12 protein-coding genes and 1 tRNA gene are annotated in these 11887 nt (G+C 42.2%); 8 read left to right on the top strand and 5 right to left on the bottom strand.

The genetic code is table 11. From position 1 onward, the window contains the following. Positions 1 to 20 precede the first annotated feature (20 nt). Positions 21 to 97, top strand: a tRNA-Asp gene (locus tag H5164_RS15390). A gap of 515 nt (positions 98 to 612) precedes the next feature. On the opposite strand, the gene rbsK is transcribed toward H5164_RS15390, so the two are convergent. Together rbsK and rihA are read right to left on the bottom strand one after the other, a co-directional pair. Then, positions 613 to 1521, bottom strand: a complete 909-nt coding sequence (gene rbsK / locus H5164_RS15385; RefSeq protein WP_182756991.1) for a ribokinase — start codon at positions 1519 to 1521, stop codon at positions 613 to 615. A 53-nt stretch (positions 1522 to 1574) separates the two neighbouring features. Continuing rightward, a complete protein-coding gene (rihA, locus tag H5164_RS15380; RefSeq protein ID WP_182756989.1) occupies positions 1575 to 2507 on the bottom strand; it encodes a pyrimidine-specific ribonucleoside hydrolase RihA in 933 nt (310 codons plus the stop codon). A 240-nt stretch (positions 2508 to 2747) separates the two neighbouring features. On the opposite strand from rihA, the gene H5164_RS15375 reads away from it, so the two are divergent. Together H5164_RS15375 and H5164_RS15370 are read left to right on the top strand one after the other, a co-directional pair. After that, positions 2748 to 2999, top strand: a complete 252-nt coding sequence (locus H5164_RS15375; RefSeq protein ID WP_124016622.1) for a YkgJ family cysteine cluster protein — start codon at positions 2748 to 2750, stop codon at positions 2997 to 2999. A gap of 35 nt (positions 3000 to 3034) precedes the next feature. Beyond that, a complete protein-coding gene (locus H5164_RS15370) occupies positions 3035 to 3490 on the top strand; it encodes an Rrf2 family transcriptional regulator (protein ID WP_182698183.1) in 456 nt (151 codons plus the stop codon). Here the strand turns inward: H5164_RS15370 and H5164_RS15365 are convergent. From H5164_RS15365 to gpmM, 3 genes are all read right to left on the bottom strand, one after another. Next, positions 3465 to 4223: a divergent polysaccharide deacetylase family protein gene (locus H5164_RS15365; protein ID WP_182756987.1), complete on the bottom strand. Its 759-nt coding sequence runs from the start codon at positions 4221 to 4223 to the stop codon at positions 3465 to 3467. The genes H5164_RS15370 and H5164_RS15365 overlap by 26 nt on opposite strands. A gap of 188 nt (positions 4224 to 4411) precedes the next feature. Further along, a complete protein-coding gene (locus tag H5164_RS15360; protein WP_124016624.1) occupies positions 4412 to 5545 on the bottom strand; it encodes a murein hydrolase activator EnvC in 1134 nt (377 codons plus the stop codon). 10 nt (positions 5546 to 5555) lie between these two features. Continuing rightward, positions 5556 to 7100, bottom strand: a complete 1545-nt coding sequence (gene gpmM, locus H5164_RS15355; protein ID WP_182757005.1) for a 2,3-bisphosphoglycerate-independent phosphoglycerate mutase — start codon at positions 7098 to 7100, stop codon at positions 5556 to 5558. A gap of 247 nt (positions 7101 to 7347) precedes the next feature. Here gpmM and H5164_RS15350 point away from each other — a divergent pair, with 247 nt between their 5' ends. From H5164_RS15350 to H5164_RS15330, 5 genes are all read left to right on the top strand, one after another. After that, entirely contained in the window at positions 7348 to 7782 is a 435-nt protein-coding gene (locus H5164_RS15350) for a rhodanese-like domain-containing protein (protein WP_124016626.1), read from the top strand. Positions 7783 to 7990: 208 nt separating this feature from the next. Further along, the gene (gene secB / locus H5164_RS15345; protein WP_124016627.1) at positions 7991 to 8464 is read left to right on the top strand and encodes a protein-export chaperone SecB; all 474 of its coding nucleotides are present in this window, start codon (positions 7991 to 7993) and stop codon (positions 8462 to 8464) included. A gap of 3 nt (positions 8465 to 8467) precedes the next feature. After that, the gene (gene gpsA, locus H5164_RS15340) at positions 8468 to 9484 is read left to right on the top strand and encodes an NAD(P)H-dependent glycerol-3-phosphate dehydrogenase (RefSeq protein ID WP_124016628.1); all 1017 of its coding nucleotides are present in this window, start codon (positions 8468 to 8470) and stop codon (positions 9482 to 9484) included. A gap of 126 nt (positions 9485 to 9610) precedes the next feature. Continuing rightward, the gene (locus H5164_RS15335) at positions 9611 to 10792 is read left to right on the top strand and encodes an NAD(P)/FAD-dependent oxidoreductase (protein ID WP_182756986.1); all 1182 of its coding nucleotides are present in this window, start codon (positions 9611 to 9613) and stop codon (positions 10790 to 10792) included. Between the two features lie 232 nt (positions 10793 to 11024). Then, positions 11025 to 11837 carry a metalloregulator ArsR/SmtB family transcription factor gene (locus H5164_RS15330; RefSeq protein ID WP_182756983.1) on the top strand — a complete coding sequence of 271 codons (813 nt, stop codon included), beginning with the start codon at positions 11025 to 11027 and terminating at the stop codon, positions 11835 to 11837. Positions 11838 to 11887 lie beyond the last annotated feature (50 nt).

Below are 11887 nucleotides of genomic sequence, written 5' to 3'. Positions count from 1 at the left end.
TGCGTAAGCAATTTGCTAAAGGAGCGGTAGTTCAGTTGGTTAGAATACCGGCCTGTCACGCCGGGGGTCGCGGGTTCGAGTCCCGTCCGCTCCGCCAACTTAAGATGAAAGCCCTAGCAGAAATGCTAGGGCTTTTTTCGTTGGGCGATAAAAAGATAGGGCGATAAAAAGATAACAACATAAAATCCCGCTGCGGTTCGTTGAAGTGACAAGGTTGTGAGATTGTAGTGCATGGCCCCATCCATGGCATGTTAGCCTCTTTATGAACAGAAAGCGGCCTGTCTGTGTCACAAAAACTCACGGATTAAACCCGTCCGCTCCAGCAAAACAACGTAAGTTGAAGGCTTTTGCTGTAATGCAAAGGCTTTTTTTTGTGCCTGTAATTGGGTCAAATAGGTAAAAAATATTAGCGAAGTTATCACTGATACACAGATTTTTAGTTGATGTTAACTGTATCGGTGAGCCTGTAAAGTGCTTTGTTAACCGAGGACCTGTGGTGTTTATATCAATATTCACCCGCGCATTTATCAATAACAACAGGCCTCATTTGCAATGTGAGGCCTTGGTCATTTATTTAAAAATTTATTGCATCACTTCATCTAATAAACGGTTTTAAGTCAGCTCTGTTCTATAAGGAATGCTGCTTTGTGCTCCGCTGCGTGTAACGGCTATTGATGAGGCTAAGTTAGCAAACATTACTGCTTCTGTTAATGATTTTCCTTCGTCTAATGCCACCATTAGTGCACCGTTAAATGTGTCTCCGGCTGCAACCGTATCAATTGCATTAACTATGGGCGCAGGAATGATTTGTCCTTGGCCTTTTTTACTGACATAAGCGCCTTTACTTCCAAGTGTGATAATAACGGTATTAACGCCCTTATGATGAAGATCTTGTGCTGCTTTCTCTGCGCTTTGTTGATCGATAACCTCAATGCCAGTTAATGCAAAGGCTTCAGTCTCATTTGGGGTGATGATATCGATTAAGCGCAACAAGTCATTACTCAGTTTAGCTGCTGGAGCTGGATTGAGTATGGTCGTGCAGTGATACTGCTTGGCGAGGATTAATGCCTGATGAACAGTGTCTAACGAGGTTTCTAGTTGGACTAGTACGTAATCTGCTTGAGCAAACAATGCTTGTTGCTGCTGAATGTGCTCCGCAGACAAATAGGCGTTAGCACCAGGTACAACTCCGATGCTATTCTCACCGTGTTGATTAACAAATATTACGGCAGTGCCGGTACTCTGATTAGCTATATCATAACAGCCACTTAAATTGATTCCATCAGCAGCCCAAGTTTTGCGCATTATTACAGCGTTACTATCATCACCCAGAGCACAGATGAAATATACTTTCTGTTGAGGGTTACTCAATCTCCCAGCCGCCACAACTTGGTTTGCCCCTTTGCCACCAAGTTCTAGCCGATATTGCTGACTAATCAACGTCTGCCCAGCTTGAGGTAACTCATTAAATGTTAGAACATGATCGGCATTAGCACTGCCGACAACTAATAAAGTACTCATGTTTATCCTTAGTTGCCACGCCGATCTAGTTAAATCGGCATGGCATGAGTTCGTTAGTAATCGTTTAAACGCTCAATAATAAAGTCTACAAAACCCGTTCGGTTTATATTAAACAAGACTTTGGCATTATGTGGATTGTTGGTTAATTGATATCGATCAACCACTGTCATACCTTGGGTATATTGCCCTTTAGTTTCAATGCCAACCCAGCAATCAATAGCGGTAAACAATGATGGATTGAGCAACCATGCTATGGTGCAAGGATCATGTAATGGTGCACCTGTGAAACCCCATTTAGGGTCACGATGGTAAATCATAAAGAAGTCGAGCAGTTCGGCGACGCATTTGGCTATTGGGTTGTTGATTGCTCTAATACGTTCAATATCTTCATCCATGATTTGTGCTTCGTGGGTTACATCGAGTCCGCACATCACAATCGGTAAGCCAGATTTGAACACCATATCAGCAGCTTCTGGGTCGACAAAAATATTAAACTCTGCCGCAGGAGTCCAATTGCCCACACCTGCTGCACCGCCCATCAGTACGATACTATCTATGTTGGAATGTAATTCAGGGTGTGCAGCGAGAAACAGGGCAATATTAGTTAACGGTCCTGTAGGAACAAGGGTGACGGGGTGCTTGCTGCCACGCACCTTATCGGCCATTAGTTCAATAGCGGTTTGTTGTACTGGTGCAAATGCCGGATCGGGAAGTTTTGGCCCATCAAGACCACTTTCACCGTGAACGTTGTCAGCAATAATAAGATCGCGAGTTAATGGTTTCGGAGCGCCACTTGCAACCGGAATATCATGTCGGCCTAATAGGGTAAGTACGCGCAATGCATTGTTTAAGGTCTTTTCTGGTGTTTGGTTACCGGCACTCGTTGTAATGGCCAACACATCAAGTTTTGCTGAACTTAGTGCTAAAATAAGTGAGATGGCATCGTCATGACCGGGATCGCAGTCGAGAATAACAGGACGTTTCATGGATAATTTCCTTATTCAATAAGAAGGTATAATGTACCACTATCATTGTTGTTGGCTTAATGCTTAAAAAGTAAAATGTGATCTAAAATACCATGGCATAGTGGTTGAGATAATCGAGCCGCAGTAACTTGCCTTAGCTCAAGAGTTGTTGCAAATCTCTCAATGTAATTTGTTATTAACCATGTCGTGATGGATGGGTTGTTTTACGCTACAGTGTGGTTTTATTAAGTAGGTAGGATTATGAATTGTCGTTTAGGTTGCGGTGCTTGCTGTATTGCGCCTTCTATTACTAGTGCAATACCGGGAATGCCAAATGGTAAACCTGCAGGGGTGCGTTGTATCCAATTAAATGATGCTAACTTATGTATGATATTTGGTCAGCCAGAGCGTCCAGAGGTATGCGCTGAGTTTAGTGCAAGTATCGATGTATGTGGTACTAGCAATGATCAAGCTTTATGGTTGATCACTGATTTAGAGTCATCAACATGTTAATCTGCACTTATTATTTATCTTGGATATTTTAGACCATGCAACTAACCCGATATACAGATTTTGGTATCCGCATTTTAATGTATCTTGCTGTGCAATCTGAACGCGAAACTTTGTTTCGAATTGCCGAAGTCACCAGTGTATTTGATCTTTCTTCAAATCATGTGGCAAAGATAATTCATCAATTAGGTAAGATGGGATATTTGCAAACGGTCAGAGGCAAGAGTGGTGGTTTTAGATTAGCAAAGCCAGCAGATGAGGTGTTAATAGGGCAATTGGTTCGTGATTTAGAGCACTCATTAGCGCCTATCGATTGTGAGTCACCATATTGCCGCTTTACACCAATATGCCGATTAAAAGGCGTGTTAGCGCAGGCTGTTTCAGCTTATTTAGTGGTGCTTGACCAATACACATTAGCAGATATTGTCGCGAATAAATCAGAAATTCTAGCAACGTTACCAGACTTATCTATCTCAGTGTTGCAGGTGGAGTAGCTTGAGTTGATAAAGCAACATTGAGATCATCAAATAATTGAGATGTTGGCAGTAGTGTAATGCCATTGTCATTTAAACGAGCCAAATTAGCGTTCAAAAATCGGATGGTTTCAGGATAAGGATGGGCAATAGCAATCAGCTTACCTTGTTGTTTCGATTGTGTAATTATCAGTTGGAACTGTTTTTCAAGCGCTCGTTCACTAGTGTCGTTATCTAAAAATATCTGTCTTCTCATTGATGGCACACCAAGCTGCATCGCCTTGTTGCTAGCTTTAGTATATCTAGTCGTAAAGCTATCGATAAAAAACAGTTGTCGCTCTTTTAAACTCTGCATTACCCATAACATCGGCTTATCCATTTGAGTCAGTAAGCTGCCCATATGATTATTAGCCCCTTTCGCAAACGGAATATTAGCGAACGCACTTTGTAACTGTTGTTTAATTTGCACTTCAGTCATGTCGTTGGTTAATCCTCCCGGCCCTAATGCTTTACCATTTAAGGCTTGCATTGGCAGGTGCAACATAATTTCATGGCCTTTGTTGAAACCATCAGTGGCCAGCTTTTTTCCTAGCGGAGTATGCGGTAATACCGATAAAGTGATGGCATTGGGTAATAACAATGCGGCTTCGTCAGTTGAACGATAACCTATATCGTCAATGATAATGGCTAGTTTGGCTGCCGTGGCAGGCACGATGCTACAGAGGCTGAGTAAGATAAATAGTAGATTGCGCACGAATTTGACTTATCTAGTTGGGTGAGTTTAATTGTTCAATGACATGCATAACAAGACGATTATAAACACAGTTACACAGCTTGATATAGCATTTGTTAAGAGAGTGCTACTGAATAGCGTCGTGCAGTGTTATTTTATATCTGCTATTACTCATCCGTGAGCCGATTTTATATCGCGTTTTGTTAAGCTTAACGGCAATAATAAGCCGGATCGACGGCCTTACCTTTGTTGCGAATTTCGAAGTACAGTCCTGGCTCACTTTGTCCGCCTGATCGACCGACAAGTGCAATAGACTCACCCGTTTTGACCATGTCGCCAGGTTGCCTCAATAATGTTTGGGCGTGACCATAGAGGCTCATATAGCCCTTACCATGATCAATCACTAACACCATACCAAAACCTCGTAGCCAGTCGGCATAAATGACTTTACCTGATGCAACCGCATTGATATTTTGTCCTTCTGGCGCCGAAAGTACTGTGCCTTTCCAAACAATCTGTCCTGAGCGACTGCTGCCAAAGCGTTTACTCACTCTACCTTTGGTTGGCCATGTTAATTTGGCTTTTTGATTCAATAACCCATCCATTGTTGGGTTAGATTTGGCGGCTACCATGGCTTGTTGCACGATGCGCTTTAAACTTGCCTCTTCTATTTGCAGTTGTTCTAATTCTGCGCCTTTACTCGATAAGGTGCGCTGTAATTGAGTCAGAGTTTGCTGGCGTTGACCTTGCTCTTTAGTTAATTGCAGTGCTTGTTGTTTTTGATCTATCACTAAAGCATTGAGTTTTTGCTGCGCAGTGACTTGTAGTTGTTTTACTTTATTAAGGTCAATACTGGTTTGCTTCAGCTGCTGGATAGCGTCTATACGGGCATTATTCAGAAATTGATAATACGCCAGCATACGTTCAACCGTGGCTGGATTTTGCTGGTTAAGCATCATTTTGGTGTAATCATGATTACCGGCTAAATAAGCACTCGATAATTGTTTTGATAAGGTGTCTTGCTGACTTAGTTTCAGTTTAGCTAAGTCAATTTGTTGTTTATCAAGCTCTTTAAGTTTGATGTTAACCTCAGACAATGCCTTTTGTGATTGATTAACTTGTTGAGCGGCTTTTGCAATCGCTTTTTCATCACTTTTAAGCAGTGAAATGAGCTTCTCGCGTTGCTTCGAGGTATCTTTAAGGGAGTTTTGTTGTTGGTTTATTTGCGCTTGGATAGACTTCAAAGCCGATTGGCGTGAAGACAAATCGGCACTAGTTGCCGTAAATGAGAAGATTAGAAAGCCAGCAATAATGCTGGCTTTAACAAATAAACGAGTTATCACGAGTTAATGTTTACTCTTTAAGGTCAATGATACAGCGTCCACTCATTTCTTTCGGGATGCTTTGGCCCATTAAGGTTAACATAGTTGGCGCAATATCGCTCAAACGTCCACCATCTTTTATTACCGCATCACGGCCGACATAAACGAAGGGCACTAAGTTACTGGTGTGAGCTGTAAATGCTTGTCCATTAGACAGATCTGTCATCTTCTCCGCATTACCATGATCGGCAGTAATCAAGCATTCGCCATCAACTTTAGCTAAGGCTTCAACAACTCGACCGATACAAGCATCAACGGCTTCACAAGCTTTAACTGCAGCATCAAACTTACCGCTATGGCCTACCATGTCACCATTTGGATAGTTACAAATAACCACATCATATTTATTTGATTCAATTGCGGCGACCAATTTGTCGGTTAATTCAGTTGAACTCATTTCAGGTTGTAAATCGTAAGTTGCGACCTTAGGTGACTCAATTAAAATGCGATCCTCGCCTTCAAATGGCTCTTCTTTACCGCCATTAAAAAAGAAGGTCACATGGGCATATTTTTCAGTTTCTGAAATGCGTAACTGAGTTTTATGCAGATTTTGCAGGGTTTCACCTAAAGTATTCACTAAATCACTCGATGGATAGGCTACTGGAGCCTTAATATCAGCCGCGTAATCAGTTAGCATCACAAAGTTAATTTTTGGTGTTTTATTACGTACAAAACCGTCAAAATCTGGGTTGACAAAGGTGCGAGTAATTTGACGAGCACGATCTGCGCGGAAGTTCATAAAAATGAGCGCATCGTTATCGTTAAGTTCAGCAGCCTCGCCTTGAGCATCAACAATCACAGATGCAGCAACAAACTCATCATTTTCGTCACGAGCATAGGCCGCTTCAAGTGCTTCAGGCGCAGAAGCATAGGTAAACTTGCCTTTACCTTCAGTGATTAACTCGTAGGCTTGCGATACTCGATCCCAACGGTTGTCGCGATCCATCGCAAAGTAGCGACCAATAAGCGATGCGGTACGGCCATGACCTAATTCAGAAAATAGTTCATCAAAATGAACTAAGCTATTTTTAGCACTACGAGGCGGTGTATCTCGGCCATCTAAAAAGGCATGCAAGTACACTTTAGTCGCGCCGCGTTCAATAGCCATGCGACACATTGCTTCAATGTGTTCTTCATGGCTGTGTACACCACCGGCAGACAACAGCCCCATAATGTGCACCGCACCATTTGCGGCAATGGCTTGGTCTACTGCATTGCTAAGTGCAGGATTTTGTTCAAACTCATGGTCGGCAATCGCTTTGCTGATGCGAGTGAGTTCTTGATACACGATGCGGCCTGAGCCGATATTGATATGGCCAACTTCAGAGTTACCCATTTGACCATCAGGCAAGCCGACGTCGATACCAGAACCCGAAATAAGACTGTGAGCATATTGTGCATTGAGCTTATCTAAAACAGGAGTCTTAGCATGAAAAACCGCGTTATCTTGCGTGTTTTCACTATAACCCCAGCCATCAAGGATAAGTAATGCGAGTGGACGTTTCTTTGTCATTATGCAAATACCTTTAAGTTGGAAATAGAAGAGTTAGAAAATTTCAATTGTATGAATATTACTACTTATCGATAGTGTGCAAAAGGCATATAGGTTTGAAGATATAACCAAAGCTGCTGATAACGAGGGGCGAGTCACGAATAACTCAGCGTAAAGCGTTTATTTTCGGTGTTTCTTTAATGAAAACTGCCGAGCAAAACGATATACTCGGGCCATCTCATCTTAGTCATCGTCAGAGAAATCAGTAATTATGCAAGAATATATGGAATTTTTTAAAGCGAACCCAATGTTAAGTTTAGCGTGGGTCGGCTTGTTTGTAGCGCTTGTTGTTAGTGTCATTAAATCTGGTACATCAAAAGTGAAGCACGTTAGCCATCAAGAGCTAACACTCATGGTAAATAAGCAAGATGCTAAAGTTGTTGATGTGCGTGGAAAAGAAGAATTTAAAAAAGGTCATATTGTTGATGCGCTTAATGTGACCTTGTCTGAAATAAAAAATAATCAAGTCACTAGCCTTGAAAAGTTCAAAACCAGCCCCATTATATTAGTATGTAACTCAGGTATGACATCGTCACAAGCCGCTCAACTTCTTACTAAACAAGGATTTGAGAATGTGTTTAACCTTAAGGGTGGCATGGGTGAATGGCAGGGTGCTAATTTACCCGTAGTTAAAAGCAAGCGTTAATATGGTTGCTTAATTGTATTCAGTGTTAATGCATTTGGGTATGAGTTAACACTGTTTATTATCAAGATCTTGCTCGATATGATTTATCGAGCTGGATCAACTTTACGGGATAGCACTAATGTTAGATTAATTCTTTATACATTAAGTGTGACAGCCCAACACAATTAGCTTCACAGAAAAGCTAAATAACATTGATAGGTAGGAAATTATGGCTGAAGTAGCAAACAACGAAGCACAAGCACCACAGTTCAACATTCAGCGTATTTATACAAAGGATTTGTCTTTTGAAACGCCAAATAGCCCTGCTGTTTTCCAGAAAGAATGGAACCCAGAAGTAAAATTGGATTTAGATACTCGTAGCAACAAGCTGTCAGATGACACATTTGAAGTTATCTTATCGTTAACTGTTACTGCTAAAAATGGCGAAGATACTGCCTTTTTATGTGAAGTTCAGCAAGCGGGTATTTTCTCAATCGTTGGCTTAACTGAACAACAACTTGCCCATTCTTTAGGCGCATATTGCCCTAACGTATTATTCCCGTACGCACGTGAATTAGTCGGTAACTTAGTTGGTCGTGGTACTTTCCCACAACTGAATCTTGCTCCAGTTAACTTTGATGCACTATTTGCTCAGTACGTTCAACAGCGTCAAGCTGCTGCAACTGAAGCAGCAACTGCATAATTTATGAATAATGCTGCCGAAATTACGGTATTAGGGGCGGGGTCTTATGGCACCGCCCTTGCTATTTCTTTAGCCAGTAACGGTCATAAGACATTGCTTTGGGGTCACGATCCTAAGAGCATGCAAGTGTTAGCTGACAGTCGCTGTAACGAGCGTTTTCTTCCTGGTATTCAGTTCCCCGATTCTTTAGCAATCGAACCGGATTTAGGCAAAGCACTCGCGGCAAGCAAAAATATCTTAGTGGTTGTGCCCAGCCATGTGTTTGGTGATGTACTCAAACAAGCAAAGCCATTACTGCGAAAAGATGCACGGATTGTATGGGCAACCAAAGGCTTAGAGCCTGAAACTGGTCGTTTATTGCAAGATGTTGCTCGTGAGCAATTAGGTGAACAATATCCATTAGCGGTATTGTCAGGGCCTACCTTTGCTAAAGAGTTAGCCGCAGGCTTACCGACAGCCATTTCTGTAGCGGGTACTTGCCCCGAGTTTACTCATGATTTGGTCGAACTACTTCATAGCCCTAAACGTCTGCGCGTATACGCGAATGATGATTTTACAGGTATACAATTAGGTGGTGCGGTTAAAAACGTCATTGCTATTGGTGCTGGCATGTCAGATGGTATTGGCTTTGGTGCTAATGCTCGTACAGCATTAATTACCCGCGGTTTAGTCGAACTTAGCCGTTTAGGTGTTGCGCTCGGCGCAGATGCCTCAACCTTTATCGGCATGGCGGGTTTAGGTGATTTGGTATTAACTTGTACCGATAATCAATCGCGTAACCGTCGTTTTGGCTTAGCTTTAGGTCAGGGCAAAGATGTGATCACCGCGCAAGAAGAAATTGGACAAGTGGTTGAAGGCTATCGCAATACCAAAGAAGTGTTTACCTTGGCTAAACGCCTTGGGGTAGAAATGCCGATTACCGAGCAAATCTATCAGGTGCTTTATCAAGGTAAAGCGCCAATTGAAGCTGCTAAAGAGTTACTTAGCCGTGAAAAAACGTCTGAAACACTCAAAAAATAGTGTCACACAGAAGCTAAGTTAATCGTGAGTAGTAACAAAAAAGGATGCTAAAATAGCATCCTTTTTTGCATTTGATGTTTATCAGTTAACTATTAAACAACCAATTGAAACAGTGTGGAGTAAAACGTGAAACATCATGACGTAATCATTATCGGTGCGGGTGCGGCAGGACTAATGTGTGCTGCGACAGCGGGCTATAGAGGTCGTGATGTGTTGGTGTTAGATAACGCCAAACAAGCTGGTAAAAAAATTCTTATCAGTGGTGGCGGGCGTTGCAATTTCACTAACCAAAAAGTGGAGCCGCACCAGTTCATCTGTGACAATCCGCACTTTGTTAAATCGGCATTAGCGCGCTATCGATCAAGTGACTTTATTGATTTGGTTGAACGTCATGGCATTGAATACCATGAACGTGATCATGGTCAATTATTTTGTAATGACTCCGCTAAAGACATAGTCACCATGTTAATGACAGAGTGCGAATGGGCTGGGGTCAAGGTTCAGCTACGTACTGAGATTTTATCGGTCAACAAAACTGATACCGGCTTTACCTTAAGCACCTCTAATGGCGACTTTAGCTGCGGATCACTGGTTATTGCCACTGGTGGCTTATCCATGCCCAAATTAGGTGCTACGCCTTATGGTTACAAGCTTGCTGAGCAATTTGGTTTAAAGGTTCTGCCGACCAGTGCTGGTTTGGTTCCTTTTACTTGGCATGCCGAACAAAAAGTCCGCTTTGAGCCGTTATCGGGTATTGCTGTACCAACCACAATTACCGCGCAAGATGGCACCCAGTTTAGCGAAGCCTTATTATTTACTCATCGCGGCTTATCAGGCCCCGCGGTACTGCAAATTTCAAACTACTGGCAGCCAGGTGAAGCCATTTCTATCAATTTATTACCGGGTGAAAACGCCTTAGACAAAATTGAATTTGCACTGAAACATCATCCGAAACAAAGCTTGCGTAATACCCTGAGCCAATGGTTACCTAAACGCTTGGTCGATGCGCGGTTTGAAGAGTCGCTATTAGATAAAGCGCTAAATCAACTGGGGCACGGCGAGCGTGAAAAGTTAGCAAACGAATTAAATAACTGGTCAATTATCATGAATGGCACAGAAGGTTACCGCACTGCAGAAGTGACTTTAGGTGGTGTTGATTCTAATGAGCTGTCATCTAAAACCATGCAAGCTAACAAAGTACCAGGATTGTATTTTATTGGTGAAGTAATGGATGTAAGTGGTTGGTTAGGCGGGTTTAATTTTCAATGGGCCTGGTCATCCGGTGTCGCGGCAGGGTTGGCGGTTTAGATGTGTGTAGAGACAATAAAGTTTGCCCGTAGTGGTTTTTGACACAATGTTTTTTCTGGGTGGAATATATCTGCATATGTTTTAAATAATTGTTAACGATAACAATAGCCGCATTTTTTGCTAAACCGATTCATTGAACTGGATCGGTTTTTTTATAACTCAAGCTTGTATATGTAAATAATCATATATACACTCAGGTGTATATTTTGTATTGCGTGTTAGTGAGTCAACAATGAAAAATAAAACGGTGTTGTTTCTCTGTACTGGCAATTCGGCGCGCTCGCAAATGGCTGAAGCCTTACTAAGAAGTAGAGCTGCGGATCTATTTGATGTATTTAGTGCTGGCACGCAGCCTGAAGATATTGACCAAAGGGCCATTGACGCTATAGCTCGCTTTGGCGCTGACACTCGGGGTTTAGTGTCTAAAAAGCTACAAACCTTTGCGGGTAAAACATTTGATTACGTGATTACCCTTTGTGACAAAGCCAATAACGAATGTCGTAGTTATCCTGGCGCGGGTAAGCAACTGGCGTGGGACTTTCCTGATCCTAAAAATCGCGCAGGTGAACAAGCATTTTTGACCACCTTAAATGACATCAACAACCGCCTGACGATGTTTTTGTCAGTGGAGCAACCAACTACAGAGCCAATGTCGCTAGAGACTCAGTCTGCATTGAATGCCGCTGAATTCTCCAGTATTGATCCCCTCGCGTTTTATAAATGCCTTACCGATGACATTCGCTTAAAAAGCTTAATGTTGACCCATTACCACGGTGAATTGTGTGTGTGTGAGCTAATGGCAGCGCTGAATGAAGATAGCCAACCTAAGGTGTCGCGTAATTTAGCCTTGTTAAAAAAGGCTGCGATTATTAGCGACAGAAAAAATGGTCAATGGGTGTTTTATCGCATTAATCCTAACTTACCTCTATGGGCCAAATCAGTAATAGCACAAACCACCGAAAACAACCTTGGGTTGATTATGTCGTCATTACAACGATTAGACATTATGCAAAATAGGCCTAATAAGGTGAGCTTTTGTCGCTAGTCTGATGTTGTCATTTTAAGAATACGTTGTGGTATACCTCGTTGTTTGGA

Source organism: Shewanella sp. SG41-3 (genome assembly GCF_014164545.1).
Lineage (GTDB): Bacteria > Pseudomonadota > Gammaproteobacteria > Enterobacterales > Shewanellaceae > Shewanella > Shewanella vesiculosa.
Note: the sequence above shows the minus strand (reverse complement) of the source record. Positions and strands in the feature narration are given on the sequence as shown.